Genomic DNA, 22,839 nt, shown 5'->3' with positions numbered 1-22,839 from the left:
ATATTGACCTTAGAAAAATTACTCAATAGACGCTTCGATACTAGATTGAATATCGAAAACCTCTTTGTAAAAAAGATTGTTTTGTAATAGGGTTTGATGATTGCCAAATTCTAAAACTTGTCCTTCTTTTAAGATTAGAATTTTATTAGCATGTTGTACAGACGTTAATCGATGCGAAATGATGAGCGTTGTTTTATCTTTCATCCTCTTATTTAAAGCTTCTTGTATTTTAAATTCTGTTTCTGTATCAACGGCAGAAGTAGCATCATCTAGAATTAAAATTTGAGGATTACTCAGTAGTGTTCTAGCTAGAGCAACCCGCTGTTTTTGACCACCAGATAACGTAACTCCCTTCTCTCCAACCAACGTATCGTATCCTGCACTCATTTTATCAATAAAATCAGTCACACAAGCATCGGTAGCCGCTTGTTCAATTATGTTATCAGATACAGCATCTTGGGATAATAGTTTCAAATCTCCATGCAAATCATTTCGAGCATAAGCAATATTGGCATAAATACTAGTAGAAAATAAAAATGGTTTTTGTAAAACAACACCCAATTGTTGTCTCAAAAATAGCTTGTCATAGCTTTCTAAAGGTTTGTCGTTGAGCCAAATACTTCCTTTGTTTGGTTCGTAAAATCGTAGTAATAGTGCAATCAAGGTAGATTTTCCAGCTCCAGTTGGTCCCATTATAGCTAAGGTCTCTCCATGATTAATTTCAAAACTGACATCCTTTAAAGCCCATTGCCTAGAAGCAGCATTAGTCAATTCTTTTTCTGACGCAGGACTACTTTGAGGATAGGCAAACCAAACATTTTTAAATTCTATTTTTCCTAAAGATTCTACAGGAGTTGATGTTGGAGAAGCATGATACTCTTCAACATCTGCATGTAATATCTGAGTAATTCTCTCCATAGCTACCCCAGCCATACCCAATTGAGAAACAATTCTCCCAAGGTTTCGCATGGGCCAAGTTACCATAATAGCATAGGTGAAAAAGCTGGCGTACTCACCAATTGTAATCTCACCTAATAAGGAATAATACCCTCCTGCAAAAAGAGACAAAGCGATTTGAATGTTAACCAACCAATCTGATAGAGGCCAAAAGACCATGTGCAAATCGATATGTCGAACACCAATACTTCGTTTGGCTTTGTTTTGTGCTGCAAAGCGAATCGTTTCATTGGTTTCCTCTGCAAATGCTTTGACTACTCGAATGCCAGATAAATTCTCTTGGATGATAGCCGTTAGTTTGTCTTGTTCATTTTCGTGTTCTTCCCAAACCGATTGTTCCTTCTTGAAGAAAAAGTAAGACGTGAGGATAATAGGGATAAATAAAACGACAGAAATAAGTGCATAAGTTGGATGAACCAACCACATCATCACAAAGGCACCAATGGCAATAGCCAACAACCGAATTAATTCAGATATTTGAGTTCCAATGAATTTTTGTATGGTTCCAACATCACCTGTACAGCGTTGAATCAATTCTCCTGTAGGTATTTTACTCATTTGGGAGAGTGATAACGTTTGTATGTGTGCAAACAACTTATCTCTAAAATTTTTAATGGCCTTTTCTGTACTGCTAGCAACTAATATGTTGGCAATAAACCAAGTAATCGCTTTAATACTGACAATACCAACCAATAAAATACCAATACAGAATAAAACCCAAGTCAAATTATCGGATTGTATTGTTGGTAATACCTTATAAAAAAGACCAACCAACCAGTCTGGTTCATTGTTTGTGGTAGATGGATCGAAAAATTTTATGACGCCATCTACGGCTATTTGTATAACCTTAGGTTCTAACATTCTTACCAATGAAGAGAAGGTTAAAAGCAATCCTGCAATCAAGTACCCGGTCTTCCATTTGTCTAAGACTGCCCAAAGTTGGTAAAATTTTTGCATGATAAATTTGTATTAAAATGATCTCTAAATTTTGGTAAATAGCTATAGGGAGAGGTGTTAAAGTGCGTGAAACAGCAAAAAAGAAGGAATAGTTCCTTTTTTTTAGATAAATTAGAGTTCTACAATCACGGAAAATGTTATTTATTTGTTAAATGTAATATTATTATTAATTTATTGTGTTGTGTGAAAAATCTTGGAAATAAGAGAATTTCTATTGTTGACAGGATAAATTCCCTTAGCAGATGTACTTAAAATACGTTATAATAGTTTGTCTAAAAATTGTCTAAAAAAATTGAGTAGCACCCATTAACAACAATATTGTACCCATTTTTAATTGTCAGAAAAGTTCGATTCGCTTATGAAACAAATCTACGGCTTGTTATTATTACTATTTATAATCACAGGATGCCAACAGCAACAAGTCCCTGAAGTATTTTATGATTTAGATGCTCAAAGTCTTATAAATCAAACTAGAGCTATGCAGGAGTTAATTTTGTATCAAGCCCCTCTTGAAACAATTATAGACAAAGAACTGCAAGTATTTCATGGTCGAGTTGTCAATATAGATGCTCCTTCTAGTGATAGCCCAGCGATTGTTCAGATAGAGAATGAGATGGAAGTTATTTTAGAGTTTGAAGTAGAACAAGCCGTTGCCGATTTGATGACTCCAGAAATGCACTTAGCTGTTCGTTACATGCGTGAGCAAAAAAAGATTAACGTTGTAGAAATAAAAAAAGCACTGTGGTAGATCCACAGTGCTTCATTGCTTAGGTATTGTCTGTTCTTATGTCTATTTGATTACATCAATTTCCACTCTACACTCAATGATTTTTCTAACCAAGAGAAACGAATAAAGGAAAAGCTCCAAGGAAGACTTTTTAACAAGATATCAAAGGTTTGTTTTTCAACCTCTAACAACCATTTATCTTCTTCTTCTCGAATAGAGCCTTGACGAATCAAAAAGGAGCCTCTCAAAGAGTTGGGAGTCATGTTTTTCATTTTAGCCCAATTTTTGATAACACCACCCAATAAACTTTCTGCTGCTTGTAGTTCTTTGGGATCAAATTCAACCCTAAATGGAACCGGATCGCTTATAGGGAAATTACAGAATATTTTATTTAAGACAAGTTCATTTTCAGGAGCTTCTGTTTTGCCAGTTACTAAATATTGCAAAATGTGAATGGCTTTATATTGCGCTTCTTCATCTACAAACTTTTTGTCTTTGACATAACCCAGCATATCAAACAATCGGGCAACAAAAGGCCAGAGCAATACCATCCCTGCGTTATAGACTTGCAAGGCTTCTTTAATTGGCGCAGGAGCAGGAGGTGTTGGAACTCGTTTCTTTTTTTCCTTTTTCTCAATAGGAGTTTCTTTTCTGATAACGTCCTCAATGATAAATTCTTTTTCTTGCTCTAGTTCTTTTAGTTGTGCTGTCTGTTCTGCTTCTTGAGCTTTGAGCAGTTGAAAATCTTCATCTATTAGATTGTTCGAACGCAGAATGCGATCATTTTGTAATTCTGTAAAGATGGCATCAATATTAGTTCTTAATTGTTTAAAATCTTGGCGTGTTTTTTCATCTCTTGCCACCTCGTACATCTCATCGACTTGAAACTTTTGCTGTTCCCACAGGACTTCTATTTCCTCTGCTATTTCTTTTAATTCTTCTAATTTGGCAGCTTTCTGCAGGCGTCTTTTTAGGCGATCTTGCGCAGTTTTGAGCAAGGTAGCATACGAACGCAAGTTTTGTTGATCTTTTCGTTGAATGGTACTTTTGATCTGTTGTTGCAATGCTTTTCTAGCAGGGGTAAGTAGAGTTGGGTTTTTCTTATAATGAGTTTCCAAGGCATCCCATCTCCGCCAAAGTTCGATAGGAGCTGTTTGGTCAATATCATCCAACAAAGCTTTTTGTTGTTGGTCCAAATCGACTGACTGTTTCAGTTTTTCCAAAGAAATGACTTGAGGTTTTGCCTGTTCCAAAAGCTGAATTAGCGTTGATCGGTAGAGCGTAGCACTTATACTTTGAGCAATACGTTCTAAATCTTGGAAAAAGGACAAATGATCTGGCAAACTATCTCCTAAATCATCCAATAAATCAGGAAGTAAACTTAAAGCATCTGGAGCTTCTTTTTGCAACAGTTCCAAGAGCTCAATTTGACGTTCAATCAAAGAGGCTTTAAAAACGGGAGGAGCGGGCAATTTTGCTTCTAACTTGCTTTTCGCAGCTTTTTCTTTAACCAATTTTTCAGTTGCTGCCAATTCAGTTTTCAACACTGCAATTTGACGCTCTACTTTTCTTAATAATGGAGGACGAAGCTGGGCTAGTAACTTGAGTTGAGCGATATGTTGGGCAATTTTTCGCTTTTTCTCCAATGCTTTGAATGCATCTTCATCTTGACGACTCTCCTCTAATTCTTTTAAATCTTGACGATGTTTTTCAATCAGTTGATTTAATTCTGGTAAGGTATATTTCTTTTCTGGAATGCCCTGTGCTTCTGCCATTTCTTCAGATAATACATCAATTAACTGAGCAGAGGTCTCGGTATATTCTTTAGAAACAAAATTAATTTGCTCATTTAAATTGACTAAAACCTCCATATCCGTTGCCTGTTTTTGTTCCATTTTTAAACTGTCAACTTCTAACATTAGAATAGAGACAAGCCAAGAACTACTAGGGTTACTTAACTTTTTAACCTTTCGTTTCCATTCAGACAAAATAGCAAGGGGGGATCTACCCGAAGCCTGATGCTTGGCTAGCAAGATGGCTTTTACATAATCTATGGTATCAAAATTAGCCTGTTGCTGTGCCAACAAATGGTTGAATAGGACATCTTTTTCTAGCCCTAATTTAGAGTCGCCAAACACCCGTTCAAAATCTTTGAAGTGCCGTTGTACAGGCAACAACGCTTTGGGACGAATAAGGTGAATAATTTCCCAAAAGATGGCTTCTGGCATTTCATTAATAATAAAATGCCGAGCATTAGACAGGCGCAAGAGGTTAAAAATGACATAGCCTGTATCTTGTCTATTATTTTGAATTTGTTCCAAAAGCAACATTTCAAACTTTTCAGGCAAATCATATTTGTACTCTTTGGCTCTTTTGGTGATCCTGCCCGTCGAGAGAAACTCTACCAATAGCTCTAACTTTTGCGTATCGTTGAGATAAATTCCCTCTTCTTTTAGTTGTTGTTCTTGTTCCTGTAGGATTTGTTCCCGCTCTAAAGCGATCACTTTTTTATCCTCAACCAAGGCCTGATTCCATTCAAACCAATCGCTATCTTGATTTCCATTATTTTGAATAATATTGCTACTATATTCAATTAGTTTAGTGGGAGATAGGTTATAAAAACGAGCAGTCTGTAAAAAAACTTCCTTATTAAAATCTTGAGCGCTAAACGGTTGCTTGTTGCTGAGCAAATATTCTAAGATAATACCCCACTGAAATTTTTTGCTATCCGTATTTTTTAATTTTTCAAAACCTTGCGAGTAATGTAACGTAAATAATAAACTAGCTTGGTCAAAGATCGTTTTTTTTGCAGTTGGATATAGCATTTCGATAACAGATCGAATAGCAGCAGTAGAAAGCTGATTGATAATACGTTCCCAAACAACAGGGTATTTACCAATATTTTGAAGAGTACGTTGCAATTTTATAGGATCTTGTTTGGCAAATTCTAAAAATAATTCTTCGATAGATTGCCTAGGTAAATCCTCTGCCCACCAAGGTGTAGAGCCATATTTGAGCATAAAAACCAAGGCATCTAATTTTGAAGTTCCTGTCGGTTCTATTTTGTCGGGTTCTACTGTATTGCCTTCTAGTACATCCAATGTATCTTTTAGAGCCGTATCGAGCGCTTTGGCTTGTTCCTCTAAATCTTTAATATAAGCTTCTAGTTGAACATACTCTTTTTGTAAGGCAGCTCTTTGTAAGCGCAATTGCTGCTTTTCTTCGGAGGTAATAGGGCTACGCAAGGCACGGTTAATATCCGCCAAAAAGAGTTCGATATCTTTTTTATCTAAATTGAGTTGTTGCAATACATTATTGATGGCACGATGGTGCCTTCTCATTCGGTTGTTGGTTTGTTTTATTCTGTATTTGGCAACGCCATGCACTTCTGTGTGCAATTTTTGTTGATCAGCCAACAACGCCGCAACCTCTTTTTTTAAGACATCCTGTAGTTTGGCAAATTCTTTTTCTGTATTGTTCAGACGCTTTTCGAGTTTGGCTTTTTCGTGGTCTTTGGCAATGTTTAGTTGATTTTTTAGAGACAAACGTTGTTTTAGTAAGACCTCAATTTCCAAAGGCATATCTATATCTCTTAGCTCTTCCATGTTTTTCTCGAGCTGTTGAATGCTTTTTGTTAGTGTTTTGAGCTCTTTTGCCTCATTATCCGACAGGGTACCTTTCGTTTGTTTGTCAATAAGTTTTCTTAACGTCCGTTCTAACTGTTGATATTCTTTTTTGGCTAAGCGTAGTTCCTTACGTTCTTTATCTAATTTGGTTTGCACATTTTTGTCTAACTCTTCTAACGTAGAACGAATGGCTGTTGCTTTCTTCTTTCTACGAACATTTTTATAGCTTTCTTTGACTAGAGTTGTATAGTCTGTTTGAGTAACCGTAGAGAATGTTTCTAAAACGGATTTTATAAATGTTTTTTTGACAAACTTATGCTTCTTTTGTAGAAAAAAATACTCTAAAACTTCTGTTAGAACGACTTCTTTTACCTTTGAATTAGTAATGGTTTTTTTGACATTTTGGCGAGAAGAAGTTAGAAATTTAAAGTCATTGATGGTATTTGCAATAAACTGTATGTTCTCTTTAGGAGTTGGGGTGAGCAGTTCTAATATTTGATCAGAAGGAAACTGAAAAATCAATCGGCGCATCGAATTGGGCTGCTCAATGAGGCGCTCAATCATTCGCTGTATTGGAACCAATTGATGCTCTAGGAGTGTCTCAAAAAGTTCTTGAAGTGATTTTTGAGAATCAACATCTGCCCAATCTGGAATGGCGCCAAATTCTAGAAAATATTCAAGGATTTGAATGTCTTGATGTTGTGTTTCAAATCCAGCTCGAACCCTTGTTTTTTGTTTGCTAGGTAGTTTTCGGTTTTGTACTTCCTCAATTACCTGCTGAGTAAATGATCGTTCATTGTATTGAACCGTCCCCGTTGATGTGCTGCGATCCAAGGCATAGTTAATAGCAGCACTAATAATGGCTTTTTCAGATGCATTCCCCAAGCGTTTTTTTAAGGTTTCTATCTGTTTTTTGGCAAGAGCTGTATTGTTTTTATAAATCAAATCAAAAAGCAATTGCAATTGTTTGACAGAAAATTGTTGGTACAACCTTTCTCGGACTTTTTTATCTTTGCGCAACTGAAAAATTCGCTGTACAAAAGTTCTTGCATTGCGGCTAGTTAAGTCATCGAAAATATCGCTAATAGTACCGTTTTCAGGGCTTGCCCAAGAAGGATAATAGCCCTTTTGCAAAAAGAACTCCAATAAGTTTTCTTTAGAAAACTTTTGTTTGCGACCACCACTAACCGTACTACTTTGCGCCCGCATTTGGTGCATTTTTTCCTTAAGAGCTTTTTCGATGATGCTGTTTATTTTGGTGGCAATAGCCCGTTCCAAATCAGCAGGTTCTTTATAGTTGATAGAGCCCAAGTCCAACTCAAGTTCATCGATTTGAATGTGAACACCAGGAGGAGCCAGTTTATCAAAAATGTCATTTAGTGCTTTTCCTATACGTTCTTTGAAGAAGTATAGAAAATTTTGTTGCAATTGATTAATTTCTTTCTCATCATCCATCCCAAAAACTTCGAGGTTGATGATTTGAGTTTCAATGATATGTTTATTTTCCTTCTTTGCCAAGGTTTTATAGTATGATTTGAGGTGACTATTATTTGTATAACTTTACGGAACAATTACTTTATTGTATACTTATAGTTTTTATACAGTACAAAATATAAATATGCTCAATTTAAGAATAGATTCAGACAATATAGAACATTTTTTTGACCAAATTGCCATACAGTTATTTAATGAATATGCAATCAGCACTGGTTCGTCCTTTTATCAGGCAACAGAATTGGAATTTTATTATAACAATACATCACAAACAATGGATAATTTTGCGCATGACCATCGAAAAAAGGAATATAAAAATGGTACTTGGCGATTGCATGGGGCAGGAGTGGATATTGTATTGAAAAATGAAACACATTACGGAGGAATATTGATACGTGGAATTCAGTTATTGAATCAAGACTATATCCCTGTCAATGAGGGATACATTGATGGTCCTTGGAACACTATAGAGCGGCTGATTCAGCAAAAAGGCATTGTAGAAACACAAAGTGGCTTTTATTTGTGTAAATTACCGTACAAAAAAAACAGAGCATTTAAAAAAACGCCACGAGTCGGCTTGAACTTACGGAATATAGAAGATTTAGAATATATTTGTAAGCCTTGGCGTTATATCACTACTCCAATTCAAACCCAAAGATGTCGAGAACTTATTTTCTTGCAATTGCATTTTAATGAAGATGAGGAAAAGAATACCTTGGGCTTGAGTGAGCGCACAAAAGCAAATTATTTGAACTATTTTCAAGAAGGACAAAACATGGCTTTGGATCTCCTTGTTAAAAAGCCAAAATCAGTGGCAAAAAATTGCCAACTATTTGGGCATTACATCAAAAAATATTCAAAATGATGAGGTACTTTTTTTGTTTAATCATAGGGTTACTTATTGTAGGGCAAACCGAGGTCAAAGGACAGTATTATGACCAAACACTTGGTTTTAGAGCAGGCACATCTCTAGAGTTAAGCTACAAGCGTTTTATTTTTTATACGCCTAATATTCAACAAGCGATAGAAGGTCTGGCAGGTTTTCAGATAGATGAAGGGATTTATTTTCCAGGAATATTATACGATGCGCCTCAAAATAACGGGTATGTCTTTGAAGCACTATGGGTCTTTCATTTAGATTTGGGGTTTGATACTAACTTTTCAGGCTTTGCAGGTGCTGGAGGTTATTTAGGGGCTTACACTGAAACAGGACGGACTCCTTTCTTTGGTGGTGGTTTTACAACTGTAGTGGGAGTCGAATATACTTTTTCACATGCTCCTGTTAGTCTAAGTATTGATTGGAAGCCTATTTTTGGTTTTCCTCGATTTAGTTTGGCAAGAGGCGCCTTGACACTTCGATACATCTTACCAACAACTTGGCAGTAAAAATTGCCTTTTTTGTGTTAAGTGAATGACCATACTAACGGGAGGGAATATTTATTTTTTAAATTCACGAAGTATGAATCAATACCAATCGCTTAAAAACTTCTCTATATACAACACACATTGATAGAATACTATGAAATTATCACCATTAGAATTAAATGCTAAAACTCTAGAAGCCGAACTTTCTTGGCTAAATAAAGTAATTATGACCCGTATGGACCTACGATTTGGGCAAGAAAGTGAATATACGAGTGTCTATGAGGTTCCAATGCCTTCTGTGGAAAATGATGAATCGTTTTATGCAAAGATTATTAAGTTTTGCAATTTCGGTTTTAAAGAAAGAGTTATTTTGGCACTGAGTATAGCACCTCATGTCCGCCCACAATTGTTGGATCGCTTTTTTCTGAAAAATAAGATATATGATCGTGTTTATACGGAATTTGGAGGCTTAAAAGGACGTTACCACAGTGGTTTTTTGCCGACTGGTGAAACGGCAGCTTTTTTGATTGCAGGACGAGATATTGAAGAGCGAATTAGAATTATTGATTTATTCAAGCCTCAACATTATTTTTACAAAAATAATATATTAAAGCTTGATTTGAATCAAGGAAGTGAACCACTATTTAGTAGTGGTTTGGAGTTGAGTGAGGAGTATTTGAGCTTTTTTACTTCTGGAAATCCATATAAACCAGACTTTAGTACTAATTTTCCTGCCAAGCATTTGTCTACAAAATTAGATTGGTCAGATTTAGTTTTGGACCCGTATGTGTTGGGGGAAATCTCAGAAATATCCGCTTGGTTAGAGCACCAAAATACTATTATGAATGATTGGGGGTTAAGCAAGCAATTAAAGAGAGGTTACCGAGCTCTGTTTTATGGACCTCCAGGAACAGGAAAGACGCTAACGGCTTGTTTGATTGGAAAGCAAATGGGGCTAGATGTTTATCGAGTAGATTTGTCGCAGGTCGTTTCTAAGTATATTGGAGAAACAGAGAAAAATATGTCGAATATTTTTGATCAAGCTGAAAACAAAAATTGGATTTTGTTTTTTGATGAAGCGGATGCCTTGTTTGGAAAACGGACGGCTACTTCTGACTCCAAAGACCGCCATGCCAATCAAGAGGTGGCTTACTTGCTACAACGAGTAGAGGATTTTTCAGGAGTGGTTATCTTGGCGACGAATCTTAAAGCAAATATGGATATTGCATTTACACGTCGTTTTCAATCGATTATTTACTTTCCAGCCCCCAATGTAGAGCAGCGTCAGCAGTTGTGGGAAAACAGTTTTAAAACTGTAAAAAAAGAGTCTGATGTAGATTTTTCTATTATTGCGAATGAACATAAAATAACAGGAGGTAGTATTATTAATGTCTTGCGGTATTGTTCTTTAAGTGCGTTGAGAAGAGGCAGCGATGCCGTTGCAATGGAGGACATCCGAGAGGGGATTAAACGAGAGTTGAGAAAAGAAGGAAAAACGATGTCATAAATTATAGAGCTTTGATGACAATGATTGCAGATATGCAATTGTCTTATATAAGGCAAAATATGGAAGTAAAAGCAGAACAAATTTTGTTTGTGGTTGTTATCCGTATAGAGTGAGTATGAAATAGATATCAACAAAAAGTTAAGTTTACTTAAACGGTATCTATTTTATACTTACTGGTAAAACCCCTCATTGTTCCAATTAAAACCATCCATTATGTCAAAGCTTTTATCTATTCCCAGCTTAGTATTTATAGCGATCATCTCTTTCTTTGCAAGCTGTTCGACTACCAATTCATCTATTTATATAGATGAGCTAACTCAAAATCCTAATAAAAACACCAATAATAGGCTAGAGCACATTACCAATTTATGGGTAGGTCATTTTTCTAATAAAATGTCTATAGAAAAAGGGTATGCCGATACAAATGTAGAACAAGAAATTATAGGCAGGCGAATTTGGAAAAAGAACCGTTTTGGAGAGTACTGGATTTATTCAGGATGGTTTCAGGCAGGAGCCTACGAGTCAGCATTGTCTAGCAGTATAGCTCAAATTACCAAGGTTTCACCAGATACCGCCTTCATTGCGTTTTATCGCATAAAAGATGGGGTTGAGGTAGATGCTTATGAGTGGCAAAAAGATGAACCATTTGATAATCTAAAACCATCAGATTTAGAAAATTGCGGGGAGGGATGTGGTAGTTATTTGGTTCGGGAAAAAGATGGTAGTTATCGCGCAATTGCTAAGAACCCTTGTTATAGCCCTATCTCTGCGGAACTGAAATATTACAAGATAGATGCTAAATTAAAGAAAACAAGTATTGTATTTAATACTAAGTTTTTAGATGAGCAACTTAATGTTTTGGTACATTATAAAGACAATACCTTTTTTAGGTTTAATAAAAGTGAGTTGGAAAAGAAATATGAAAATTTTGCGCTTGCTAATTAAGTAGATTGAGCCGTCCTATTGTTATATTGAACAACCTTGAAAAGGAGCTTTCACGTAAAACGTACTTCTTTTCAAGGTTATTTTTTGTTTGAAGTAGTACCTAGTAGAGAATCTTAGTTGTTTTTTGAACAAATTGATGTGTTAAATGTATCTTAGCATGTGTATATCAGAACTATTATTCTAATATAATGCTTATTTTTCCTTTTGGTTTCGAACCCAATAGTCTGGTGTAACCTATATTTGACAACTAATTTGACAGATCGTAAATATATCCATAGATAGTGAATAACTTATTCTTGCAATCCAACATTATATTTCAATACCCTACATGGTTTATCTTTTTGTGTGTTTTGATGGGAGCTTTGTATGCTCTAGCATTGTATTATAGAGACCGAAGTTTTGGAGAACAATCCAAAAAACTGAATACAGGGCTTGGAACCTTGCGTTTTGTTACTGTAACAATCATTTGCTTGCTGTTGTTGGCTCCTGTGATTAAACGAACGATCACGCAGACACAACAACCTATTGTCGTTTTGGCACAGGACAACTCGGAGTCAGTAGGGCGAAGCATGTCAGAAGAAGCTCAAGTGCAATACCAAAAGGATATGGAAGCACTTAAAGAAAAACTAAGTGCAGATTATGACTTAAAAACCTATTCTTTTGGGGCAGAAGTGCGAGAAGGAATTGATTATTCGTTTGATGATAAAGCAACCAATATAGCTGGGTTCATGCAAGAAATGTATGATTTGTATAGCAACCAAAATATAGGAACAATTATTTGGGCTTCGGACGGAATTTATAATCAAGGAAGTGATCCTGTTTACTTGGGAAATAAATTAAATACACCTGTTTTTAGTGTCGCATTGGGAGATACTATACCTAAAAAAGACTTGGTACTTAAGAAGGTATATAACAATCAAATTACTTATTTAGGCGATCGGTTTACGGTGCAAGTAGATGTTGCTGCTATTAATTGTAGCGCAGGAGCTACTAAGTTAACGGTATCCAAAGGAGGAAAAAAGTTACAAGAAAAATTGATTTCAATTGATAACAATGACTTTTTTATAACAGAAGAAATTACGTTAGAAGCAACTAGAAGTGGTGTTCAAAAATACACCGTTTCGTTGAGTCCAATAGGTGGGGAGGCAACCAAAGCGAACAATTCTAAAAACTTTTATATAGATGTTTTGGATGCTCGTCAAAAAATCTTGTTGCTAGCAGAATCACCCCATCCAGATATGGCTGCTTTTAAGAGGACGATTAAGAACAATAAAAATTATGAAGTAGAAATAAAATACGCCGATGATTTTTCGGAGTCGGTTTCAGGTTATGACTTTGTGATCTTGCATCAGTTGCCAAGTGCTAGAAATAGTATTACAGATGTACTGACAACGATTCGAACAAAGAAGATTCCACATTTATTTGTTGTTGGAACCTTGACCAATCTGCCTAATTTGAACCAAAGCCAAGATTTAATTCAGATTAATGGGAGAGGTAATCAAACCAATGATACAGAAGGTGTACTGGAACCTTCTTTTAATACTTTTACATTAGATGAGCGAATCAAGGATTTGATAGCTCAATTTCCACCTGTAACAACTCCTTTTGCCGATTTTAAACCTAAGGCAGATGCAACCATTATGCTGAGTCAAAGAATTGGTTCTATTAATACAGAATATCCATTGTTGGTCTTGGGAGAAGAACAAGGGGCTAAAAAAGGTGTTTTGGCAGGTGAAGGAATTTGGAAGTGGCGTATATTTGATTATGTACAAAATCAGTCACATGATTTATTTGACGAATTGTTGGGCAAGGTAATTCAATATTTAAGCACTAAAGAGGACAAACGGAGGTTTAGAGCTTTTGTTAGCAATACGTTGTATAATGAGAATGAAGTAATTTCGATTGATGCTGAATTGTATAATAGCAATTACGAACGTATCAATACCCCCGAAGCACGGGTGGTAATTACAAATGACAAAGGAGAAAAATTCCCATTTACATTTAATAAAACAGAGTCTAGTTATGCGCTGAATGCAGGACGATTGCCAGAAGGTAGTTACGAGTTTGAAGCTTCTACGGTATTTAATGGAGAAGAATTAAAATCAGGAGGTGCTTTTAGTGTACAATCTATACAGTTAGAGGTATTCGAAACAACAGCCAATCATCAACTCCTAAATTTGATTAGTACTAAAAATGGTGGTGCTGTTGTAGGGCCTAACGAACTCTTGAAGCTGCCAGAATTAATAACCGCAAAAGGGTTTGCAAAACCAGTTTTGTACGATACTGTCAAAACTCGATCGTTGATTCATCTTAAATGGATTTTCTTTTTACTATTAGGTTTGCTGACTTTGGAGTGGTTCTTAAGAAGGTATTTTGGAAGCTACTAACGACCCTAAAGATGTATAGTCTCGTCCTAAAAAAAGGAGGCTGTCAGGAAAGATAATTTTCTGACAGCCTCTTGTATTTTATGTATTAGATAATAATTATGACGTTTTATCTTTTTTATCGTTGGAATGAATTCCAGAGCGTTCTATCTCCTTTTGGTTGATTAAGTCAATAATGACAATAATAGCAATATTAAAAAAGAAGAACGAGCCAATTTTGTCCGTTTCAATCATATCGTTCATCAACAAGAAGGCATCAATAACAATGGTAGATAAAATAGTCGCCATTACAAGGTCCCTACGCTCTCTTGTTGGAGATTGGTGGTATACTTGCTCACCATAAATAATAGTTGTATAGATAAGGAGCAAGAAGATAATTAGACCAATAATGCCCTGTTCTAAAGTTGTCATCAAGTAATAATTATGAATTCCAGATTTCTCAGGATTATCACTCACATAAGTCGAAAAGCGATTTAACGTGTAATGTTTATAAAAATGATAAAAATTGCCAGGACCAAAACCCAAGATAGGCTTTTCGGCAATCATTTGTGCACCTGCAATCCACCGATAATAGCGTTCCATGGTAGAAACATCTTTTAGCTCAGAGGTAGATGAGACAATATCTGACAATTCTGTGTGTGCAATTGTTTGATCTGTCGGAACAAGTTCCATAAACTTATTTTCTGTAATTAGAAACGATAAGATACCAAGAGCACCAATAGATGCAATAATTGCAGCTAGCTTGACAAAACGCAAACGGATGATCCAATAAGCGACAGGAATGATTGCTAAGGCTACATATGCAGCTCTCGTATAGGCTGTGAGAACACCAAAAACAAGCACTCCTAATGTGATTTCCAAGATGCGTTTTTTTAACCCCACACTCCATTTCCAAAGGTAACACATAAAAGGAATGAATACCGAAAGAATTGCGGCGTAGTTAACATGGTTTCTAAAAAAAGGAGGGCAGGCTTCATTGATTTTTTTAAAACCAAACTCTAGAGTTGCATGGTGTATAATAACTTTTGTAGTTGCAAGAGCCAACGGAATTGCAATCAACCAAAGTAGGAGATTAACTTTCTTCTGATCCTTTACCAAATAACCTGTAAAATAAAAGAAGGTTACGACGTACCACAGCTTTGCTAATAAAAATTTAAACGAAAAACCAATGGCAGATGATGTAAACGTGGTAATGGCGACCCAAGCAACATGCACCAAGATTAGTATCGATAAAGGATGTTTTATGTATTTTCGATCTATGCTCAACGGATTGGTTAAGACAACTAAGAAATAAATTAACATAAGCCCCACAATAAGGGGTTCTGTTGGTAAATCCGTTGCTAAATGGTCGGTCAAAAATACTTCTGTAGATATTGGAATCGACAGAAACAATAGAAAATAAATTTTTTCGTAATCTACTAATACCTGAAAGACAAATGCTAATGCAAGAGGGAACAATAATGGAGTGGGCGTCTCAAGAAAGATCGCCCCCATTATCGAGGCAACAATACAAAAAGCATAGCCAACAAATAAGTTGTGCGAGTATTTACGTATGGCTAACTGGCTTCTCATATAAGACTTCTTTCCAATCGATGCGTTTGTAGGCATCTAATATTAATACACCTATGACTCCTAAAATAACCGAAACTAAGATGGCTCCAACTACCATAAAAGAACGGACTGGATACGATTTTAGATTCGGAACTTGCACGGGCTCCAAGACAATAATACCCGCAATATTAGAATAGGCATGGGTTTTAAATTTTGCAAATTGTGTGATAATCAAAGAGAGCTCTTCGTTCAAATTAGCAATTTTAGTTTCCCAATAAATAACAGGGTCTCTTCCTTCATTAAAGGCATAAATATCAGAAGAAGTCTCTACGTCGGGGTTTCGAATAGAACCTCCTCGCATCAATTGACGTTGTTGCAACGCACCTGCAATACGAGCTTTTACGTTGATAATAGAATCTCGTGGCGCTTTCATTTCTTGAAAACTAATTAGTTTTGCTTGGTCATAAGCCAATTGCCCTTCTAAAGCGGTCAACATACCAGAAAGCGTTTTACTTTGTTGGTTTACATCAAAAATATTGAATTTTTTACGCAAGGTTGTCAAAGTATCTGCTACCGTAATTAATTCTGCTTCTTTTTCAGCGATTGCTTTTTCGTAGGTTTCTTTAATCAACCCTTTGTTTCCAGAAGTAGCAGCACGATACAAGTCTTCAATTTTATCCAAAGCCGCTAAAACCATGTTAAAAGCTGTTTCAGCATCTTTATCTTGTATAGAAATCTCTAAACCACTATGTTTGTTTCGTTTGATATCATATAGTTTTCTAAAGTGCTTCTCAATTTTATTGCGCCCTTTGGGAGTACTATCATCAATACCATAGTGCTCTGATAAATTGAATTTTTTAATCATGTGATCAACAAAGGGAGATGATTCGGCAAAAATTAACACACGGCTAACAGCATCATCGCCACCATACAAGGTTAAGTTACCTGCAGAGTCAAACAGTTTTTGTTCCTCATTAGTTGGAACAAAAGTAGCATAAGCGGTGTAATAATCATCTAATAGCAACGTAACAACAATAGCCCCAATTGTAGTGCTAGCAATTAAAATAAGCAAGGGCTTTTTCCATCGGTAAAGAATACCAATAATGTCTAATAAAGAATAGCTATTTTTTTCTTTACTCATTGTAGTATTTGTATTTTATTTGAATAACCTATTTTGAACATTGTTCAAATCTCTTTGATAAATATTTGCAATAGTTCGTTGAGAAACTTTATTAGTTTGATAATTAGCAAGTTGTGTCTTTGTTGTGTTTTGTGTTAAAATTCTGATTATCAAACTAATATAAATGTGCTTTTTTGTCTTTTTGGTAAAAAAGTAAAAAACTAAGCTTGCGCCCTCATGAGCGTAGCGAACTAATCAACGAACTACTATATTTGCAAAAGTAGAAAAATTATGCGGCTTTTGTTTTAATAACTCTTAAAATGCCACGTACATCTATAATTTTGGTTATTAAGGCCCAACCAACAGAGCATATCCCTGCCAATACAAAGCCACAAAACCAAGGAATAACCATCCTTTGCAATCCCCAATTAATTAATCCAACGCCTATAACAAATAGTAAAATTTGACCTAAAAACAGAATGTTAGTAGACAAATTGAAGGTCCTTCGTGCAAGTTCTAGTTCTGCCAAAGCCACAAAAGATTGTGTAATAATGGTACTAATAGCGGCTCCCCAAGCGCCATATTCTAAAATCAAAAAATAATTAGAACACATATTAATGACAATTCCTACGACAAAGACGATGTTCATAGACATAAGGTTGCCATTAGCCGTTAATAAAGTTCCTACAATATGAATCATACCTATAGAATTGAAACCAATCATGAGTAAGATCAATACCTCGGACATAGAGGGGCTATAATTGACATACAACAAGGGCATGATTTCCTGTGCATAAAAACAAACAGCAATACTAAAACTAACAGTAATAACTAGCATGATACTGCTACTTAGTTTCAAAAGAGGTTGAACATCTTCTTTGTTTTTTAGCATTCGAGCAAACATTGGTAGTAATAAACCCGCAAACAAAAAACAAATCATATTAATAGCATCTAATAAGCGATAGGCCGCAGCATAGATATTGCCCTCTTGAATACCTTTATTGGTAACAGGATCATAAAGCAACCGTTCTATCATGACCGCATCAATTCTAGTATAAATATTCATTAATAACACGACCAAAGAAAAAGGAATGCTCTGTTTTAAGATAGCTCTAAGTAGCGGTTTATTCCAATATAAGACCAGTTTACCTTTTAAATACCTTCGAGTAAGGGCAAACGAAATGAATGCCGTTAAACCAAATGCTGCTGTTTGGGCATAAATAAACCATTCAATTTGAAAAAATGCTACCCAAGGTCCCCACAACAAAGGGATACAAATGAGCATCATTAACAATTTATCTAAGATGGATAAAATGCTATCTAGGCGATAATACTGTAATCCTGAAATATTGGAGCGAAAAAAGAAGGTAAATGTGATGAAAATCTGATTGAGTAATAAAAACAACAATAGATAAAGTTCTTTCCAACCATAGCCTAGTATTAATGCGGTACTGAGAGACAAGAATAAAAAGACAAGTGATAAACCACCTTTTAACCCTAAAATATGGGGAAAATATTTGTCAAACAAATAATCGTGTTGAGCGATGTTGCGATTGTTGTATTGTTGAATACCTAAATCACTAAATATTTGAAAAATATAAGAGAAATTCAATAAGGCAAAGTAGAGACTATAATTTTCTACTACATTTTGTACCTTCAAGTCAATTCCAAAAACATAAAAAGGCTTTATGATTAAATTGATTAAAATAAGGAAAACTAAATTTAGAAGAAATTCTCTATTCATGATATAAATTTAGGATAACTTAAGTACTCATATTGATCAAATGTCGAATAGGGGAAGTGAAAATCCATTGATACAATAGGAGGGCATAGAGGAGATCATAGGAGTTTTGAGCTACCAAAACGGATAGAGTAAGATTGTTTTAGTAGCTCAAAACGACTAAATGGTGCTCAATAGCACAGCAAGGAAAATTATTGAGCTTCCTTATTTTTTTCACGAGCAGCTCGAATTTCCTCTTTGTTTTCAGGGAAAGATTGGGTTGTTTGAGCTTCGTCTTCATCTAAGATAACAGCTTGTTTTTGGAAGAAGAAATCGTATCCCCAAAGCATAGAACGTAAGACCAAGTGTTGCCCTAAGAAGAAGTTATCTTCATCAATATCTATAAAATAACGCTGTATTTTTTGACGATGCCCAACTTCACCATCACCACGATCTGCATTAGGGTTGTATAAGGAGTACAATCTGAATACTTGAGGTTCATTGTGATACGTTGCTTTGTAGGTAACAACAGCAAAAGGTGTAGTGGTAATAATAGAGTCTCTAGTCTCCTTATAATCTTTACCAAAAATTTTCTCAGCACTAATAACATCAAAATCTTCAAAGTAAGTAGCCGCATTGTCTTGGTTGACCAAACTTTGATCATAAACAGGAGAAGAAGGATCAACAGGATCTACGGTATATTGGTCAGATCCAATTTTTGAAACTTTGAAAGATTGCGTCTTTTGACTGGGAGCTTGATATTCGACTTGCACAAATTCTAATTTATCGACATCATTTCTAAAAATAGCCTTATCCCTCCAGTCTTTTTCTGTTGTAATAAATCGAGTGTCAATCGTTCCTTGGAAATTTGGAATATACCCGACATAAGGTTGATCAGAGCCTTCCATGATAATCAAATTACCCGTTCCTCCACTGGTCATTGGACCTACATAGAAAACACGAAGCTTATTTTTATCTTTATCATAAATTTCAACTTTTGTTGCTTTAGCAGCCAAGGACTTGACAGCATTATCCATTGCAGCTTTGTTGATAGGTTCTCTAGTACGAACCTTTCGGATCGTTTCTAGAAGCATATAGACAGCACTAGGGTTGGCTCTATATTTTTTCCCTGTTGTTTTATTGGTGTATGTCCAATTTAATTCTTCTACTCGTTCTACTAACGCTTCGTTGCCAAAGCGATCTACTAAAAAAACACGTTGTATTTGATCCGTGTTTTTTAGAGCAAACATAGTATGTAGATTTTCTGAATAAGTGTCTTTTACAGTACCAGGATTATTGATTTTCCAAAATGTAAAAGCTCCTAAGCCCAAGAAAAGGACTAATAATGCAATGATTCTACCCATAATTTAAAACTAGTTTTTGCACCTCTTTTTTTATTTTATTTGTATTCTTAGAGGTGTTTTTCACAAAAGTAAAGAGTTTTTGAATAGTTTGTTCATTTTTTTACTTTTTAGCAAAATAAAAACAAACGAAGGTTGAATAGACGAGGGGTAAACGGTGTCTATTAAGGTAGAAAGTTGGAAAAGAGAAGGCTTGATGCTTGTATCAGAATTATCAAGCTAACATAACACTCAATATAACTATTTGGTGAAAGAAATGAACAGCCCTCTATTGTTTTGGATTATAAAGTACAAAAGTTCGTTGTATAAGTTTGAAGTAGTCGACCTAAAGAGCAATAATTTTCCAATCACCATTAATTTTTCGAATAACAAAACGTGCCATATCACCTGCTCTAAAAACACGAGTATAGCCAGCTGCAATAGGGTTGGCTCCATCAAAGAAAAAATCGCCTGCTTGCAAATTTAAATGATTTGCCCATTCAGGAAATTTTTGACTCAATTCATTTCTGTCATAAACAACAGGTTTGTAATTTTCTTGATACATTTGAAACGTTACTGCCATATCAGGACGAAGTGGACTTTCAGAACAAAACAAACGACGCAGTTCAGGAGTGATTTGAATCACTTGACCTCCTTCAAAACTGGTAATTTGCTGATCCAAATTATCAAACATAAAGTCACAGTTTTGATCAAAAAAGCTTTGAACAACACTCATTCCAAAAGCTTCAGCAGAAGCTCTGTCTCGTTGAGCAAATACCATACTTGCAGAGAGCAAGAACCCACACAGGATAATAACGATCTTTTTATTCATAATATAGACAATATTAATAATTCGTTGATAGCAAGAAAATACTTTTTGAGATTATTTCCCTTTTGAATACAAGTAGCAATGACTAATCGCTAACTCTTCGGTACTAAATTTACTAAAATCTGGATGAATTTTCAAGGATTTAACCGCCTCGATGTCTCCAGGTCTAATTTCTTGATCTGTTAAAGGGATGTTCAAACTGTTATATAAAGCAACAAATTGGGGAAAACGCCATCTATTTTGTGGCTGAATGCTATTGTCAATAACATTGTCCCAAGCCTTATTGCTGTATTGCAAAAAGTTGTAGATATTAATGGATTTATCAAAATGAGCAAAGTGATCCGACATATCTATGAAATGAGACTGTAGCCCTTCTTTTTTTACAATGCGCTTGAATTCTTTCAAAATATCTTTCAAAATACTTGGATAAACATGTTCAAACGTATTATTAGAATGCACCAAATCAATAGAATTATCCGCCAAATGCTTTAAATTACGAGCATCCATAAGGAGATATTTAATGTGCATTTTAGCTAAAATATCCTCAAAACTAAGCGTTTCAAAGTTTTTGGCAATATCTTGAAGAACGGTAATTCGTTCTGGTTTGGCATCAATATATTGCTTTAAGGTATCGTTTTCTATCAACTCAATAAATCTGCCAATTGTATCTTTTAGTTTTTCTTTATTGGTCAAATTAGAAATATCAACCGTGTTAATTTCGGCTGCTCCCGACAGAAAAAAACTAAAGGGAATAACAGGATACCAGCCCGTGCCCAATTCCAATGTTCTTTTATCTTCAATCGTACCACAATGCTTATTAAAGGCACTAAGATGATGTTTTACATGTTCTAGACGGTCATAAAAATATTCATCGCCCAAATAAACACCTTTGGTAATATTTTTTTGAAACCAATGGTTAATTTTATGCCCATTGGGCATAAAAGAAATGGTTTTTTGGATAATAGCTTTTAAATGCCACTTACGTATCATTGAAATATAGTTTAATAAGTAAGTTGCAAATATAGTAGATATTATTGAAAAATGCTGTGGTTATAATGAAGAGGGAGAATGATTGTTGTTCAATTAGAGGTGCAACGTCTAGAAATAGTAGCACTAGCTATTGCTAGAAAAATAAGTTAAAATTAAAAATATGAATTGGAGCAATACAGAATACAAAGGTTACTGAGGTTGTTGCGTAGCAATGTTTTCAATAGCTTGAACAATCGCATCTAATTCTTTAGGATAATCAATTAACGAGTTATGCTTGCCTCTACCATCCCAAATCGGAATGGTAATAATTTTTCGGCGAACTCCTTTGGTAATAGCAATTCGAAGGGCAATAGGACGAGGTTTGTTTTCCAATCTTTTGATACAAGCAGGCGTATTACAAGTATAGATTTGGTCAAATTCAAAAAACTGCTTTTCTTCTATAAAAGTAATTAATTCCTCTAAAGTTTCTCTGGAAATATTATGTTTGCTAACCTGCAAACCTTGTAATTGACTTTGGTATTCCTTAATCACACGACCATCGGTTTTTATCAAAATCATATTGCGATAAACAGGATCTACGCCACCATAAAAACCACCACCAACCAATTCAATCTGCATCATTTCCTTAGGTTCTTCTTTTGCTAATTTTGCACGACCTTTGACCGTTTTTTGCAAGCGAGCAATACGTCTTGCCTCTCGACGTTGGCGGCGTTCTTTGCGTCGTTGCCAGACTTTGGGGTTGTATTTGATGCCTCTTTTTTCCAAAAACTGGGTATAACTTTCTGTTTCTGCCACAATCGCATCTTCTTCAAAGTTAACATTGATGTCAGGCAAATCATTGGGAGAGCGCTCAAAAGGAGCATCAGCATCTGCTACTCGTACAAAATGATAACGGTAAGAAGATTTTCTATTCATGGTAAACTCTAAGATCAAAGCTTCTTCGTTAAAAGAAGCAATACGCCACCATTCTACCTTTCGGAAATTGTACATAATCTCATTTTGCTCTTTGTTCAAACGCCAAAGCCCCCCTGAAAGTGTTCCGTTTAAGTAGGTTTGATAGCCGTAGTCGTATCGAAAAAAAACAAAGTAATCGTAGGTGTCATCTGCCTTATGGATGATTGTATTGCTTTCTGCATGAGTGGTATACGTATATTTCCATTTGGTATTAACAAATAAGTTTTCGTTAATAGCAGGATAAATGATCGCAGTGCTATCTGTTATTTGTGCATTGAGTTGAAGACCACAAAGGAGCAAAATAGTCCATAGAGAACAGAAGACGATTTGTTTTTTATAGAACATAAACCAAGAAATTTGGTACTTTGACTTA

General features: G+C 35.4%; 15 protein-coding genes. 6 read left to right on the top strand and 9 right to left on the bottom strand.

All coding sequences use genetic code 11. From position 1 onward, the window contains the following. Window positions 1-18: 18 nt before the first annotated feature. Complete coding sequence (locus CG11_RS11670; RefSeq protein ID WP_052596384.1) at window positions 19-1,914, bottom strand: ABC transporter ATP-binding protein; 1,896 nt, start codon at window positions 1,912-1,914, stop codon at window positions 19-21. 358 nt (window positions 1,915-2,272) lie between these two features. On the opposite strand from CG11_RS11670, the gene CG11_RS11665 reads away from it, so the two are divergent. Continuing rightward, the gene (locus CG11_RS11665; RefSeq protein ID WP_052596382.1) at window positions 2,273-2,662 is read left to right on the top strand and encodes a hypothetical protein; all 390 of its coding nucleotides are present in this window, start codon (window positions 2,273-2,275) and stop codon (window positions 2,660-2,662) included. 50 nt (window positions 2,663-2,712) lie between these two features. Here the strand turns inward: CG11_RS11665 and CG11_RS29730 are convergent, their stop codons facing one another. Continuing rightward, on the bottom strand, window positions 2,713-7,785 hold the full coding sequence (locus CG11_RS29730; RefSeq protein ID WP_052596380.1) for a contractile injection system tape measure protein: 5,073 nt from the start codon (window positions 7,783-7,785) through the stop codon (window positions 2,713-2,715). Window positions 7,786-7,885: 100 nt separating this feature from the next. Here CG11_RS29730 and CG11_RS11655 point away from each other — a divergent pair, with 100 nt between their 5' ends. From CG11_RS11655 to CG11_RS11635, 5 genes are all read left to right on the top strand, one after another. Then, window positions 7,886-8,626, top strand: coding sequence for a hypothetical protein (locus CG11_RS11655; RefSeq protein WP_052596379.1), 741 nt, complete (start codon window positions 7,886-7,888; stop codon window positions 8,624-8,626). After that, complete coding sequence (locus tag CG11_RS11650; RefSeq protein WP_052596376.1) at window positions 8,623-9,147, top strand: hypothetical protein; 525 nt, start codon at window positions 8,623-8,625, stop codon at window positions 9,145-9,147. Before CG11_RS11655 ends, CG11_RS11650 begins: the two co-directional genes overlap by 4 nt. Before the next feature lie 133 nt (window positions 9,148-9,280). Beyond that, on the top strand, window positions 9,281-10,633 hold the full coding sequence (locus tag CG11_RS11645; protein WP_052596375.1) for an ATP-binding protein: 1,353 nt from the start codon (window positions 9,281-9,283) through the stop codon (window positions 10,631-10,633). 213 nt (window positions 10,634-10,846) lie between these two features. Next, window positions 10,847-11,578, top strand: a complete 732-nt coding sequence (locus tag CG11_RS11640; protein ID WP_052596373.1) for a hypothetical protein — start codon at window positions 10,847-10,849, stop codon at window positions 11,576-11,578. 281 nt (window positions 11,579-11,859) lie between these two features. Further along, window positions 11,860-13,965, top strand: a complete 2,106-nt coding sequence (locus tag CG11_RS11635; RefSeq protein ID WP_231512786.1) for a hypothetical protein — start codon at window positions 11,860-11,862, stop codon at window positions 13,963-13,965. Between the two features lie 96 nt (window positions 13,966-14,061). Here the strand turns inward: CG11_RS11635 and CG11_RS11630 are convergent, their stop codons facing one another. From CG11_RS11630 to CG11_RS11600, 7 genes are all read right to left on the bottom strand, one after another. Beyond that, window positions 14,062-15,534, bottom strand: a complete 1,473-nt coding sequence (locus tag CG11_RS11630; RefSeq protein WP_052596369.1) for an O-antigen ligase — start codon at window positions 15,532-15,534, stop codon at window positions 14,062-14,064. Beyond that, window positions 15,509-16,654 carry a hypothetical protein gene (locus CG11_RS11625; RefSeq protein ID WP_052596368.1) on the bottom strand — a complete coding sequence of 382 codons (1,146 nt, stop codon included), beginning with the start codon at window positions 16,652-16,654 and terminating at the stop codon, window positions 15,509-15,511. The genes CG11_RS11630 and CG11_RS11625 overlap by 26 nt, the downstream gene beginning before the upstream one ends. 268 nt (window positions 16,655-16,922) lie before the next feature. After that, window positions 16,923-18,377 carry a polysaccharide biosynthesis C-terminal domain-containing protein gene (locus CG11_RS11620; RefSeq protein ID WP_052596366.1) on the bottom strand — a complete coding sequence of 485 codons (1,455 nt, stop codon included), beginning with the start codon at window positions 18,375-18,377 and terminating at the stop codon, window positions 16,923-16,925. Window positions 18,378-18,565: 188 nt separating this feature from the next. Continuing rightward, complete coding sequence (locus CG11_RS11615; protein WP_052596364.1) at window positions 18,566-19,717, bottom strand: DUF4340 domain-containing protein; 1,152 nt, start codon at window positions 19,715-19,717, stop codon at window positions 18,566-18,568. Window positions 19,718-20,039: 322 nt separating this feature from the next. Beyond that, window positions 20,040-20,525 carry a hypothetical protein gene (locus CG11_RS11610; protein ID WP_052596362.1) on the bottom strand — a complete coding sequence of 162 codons (486 nt, stop codon included), beginning with the start codon at window positions 20,523-20,525 and terminating at the stop codon, window positions 20,040-20,042. Between the two features lie 51 nt (window positions 20,526-20,576). Next, the gene (locus CG11_RS11605; protein WP_052596360.1) at window positions 20,577-21,512 is read right to left on the bottom strand and encodes a class I SAM-dependent methyltransferase; all 936 of its coding nucleotides are present in this window, start codon (window positions 21,510-21,512) and stop codon (window positions 20,577-20,579) included. Window positions 21,513-21,701: 189 nt separating this feature from the next. Further along, window positions 21,702-22,811 carry a hypothetical protein gene (locus CG11_RS11600; RefSeq protein WP_052596358.1) on the bottom strand — a complete coding sequence of 370 codons (1,110 nt, stop codon included), beginning with the start codon at window positions 22,809-22,811 and terminating at the stop codon, window positions 21,702-21,704. Between the last annotated feature and the right edge of the window lie 28 nt (window positions 22,812-22,839).

The sequence above is a fragment of the Aureispira sp. CCB-QB1 genome (assembly GCF_000724545.1).
Classification (GTDB): domain Bacteria; phylum Bacteroidota; class Bacteroidia; order Chitinophagales; family Saprospiraceae; genus Aureispira.
This window is presented reverse-complemented; position numbering and strand designations above follow the sequence as displayed.

Bases quoted from the DNA above. Each gene is read 5' to 3' on its own strand.
- CG11_RS11630 (WP_052596369.1), bottom strand. From the start codon at position 15,534: ATGAGAAGCCAGTTAGCCATACGTAAATACTCGCACAACTTATTTGTT.
- CG11_RS11600 (WP_052596358.1), bottom strand. From the start codon at position 22,811: ATGTTCTATAAAAAACAAATCGTCTTCTGTTCTCTATGGACTATTTTG.
- CG11_RS11625 (WP_052596368.1), bottom strand. From the start codon at position 16,654: ATGAGTAAAGAAAAAAATAGCTATTCTTTATTAGACATTATTGGTATT.
- CG11_RS11620 (WP_052596366.1), bottom strand. From the start codon at position 18,377: ATGAATAGAGAATTTCTTCTAAATTTAGTTTTCCTTATTTTAATCAAT.
- CG11_RS11650 (WP_052596376.1), top strand. From the start codon at position 8,623: ATGATGAGGTACTTTTTTTGTTTAATCATAGGGTTACTTATTGTAGGG.
- CG11_RS11655 (WP_052596379.1), top strand. From the start codon at position 7,886: ATGCTCAATTTAAGAATAGATTCAGACAATATAGAACATTTTTTTGAC.
- CG11_RS11615 (WP_052596364.1), bottom strand. From the start codon at position 19,717: ATGGGTAGAATCATTGCATTATTAGTCCTTTTCTTGGGCTTAGGAGCT.
- CG11_RS11670 (WP_052596384.1), bottom strand. From the start codon at position 1,914: ATGCAAAAATTTTACCAACTTTGGGCAGTCTTAGACAAATGGAAGACC.
- CG11_RS11640 (WP_052596373.1), top strand. From the start codon at position 10,847: ATGTCAAAGCTTTTATCTATTCCCAGCTTAGTATTTATAGCGATCATC.
- CG11_RS11605 (WP_052596360.1), bottom strand. From the start codon at position 21,512: ATGATACGTAAGTGGCATTTAAAAGCTATTATCCAAAAAACCATTTCT.
- CG11_RS11665 (WP_052596382.1), top strand. From the start codon at position 2,273: ATGAAACAAATCTACGGCTTGTTATTATTACTATTTATAATCACAGGA.
- CG11_RS11645 (WP_052596375.1), top strand. From the start codon at position 9,281: ATGAAATTATCACCATTAGAATTAAATGCTAAAACTCTAGAAGCCGAA.
- CG11_RS11610 (WP_052596362.1), bottom strand. From the start codon at position 20,525: ATGAATAAAAAGATCGTTATTATCCTGTGTGGGTTCTTGCTCTCTGCA.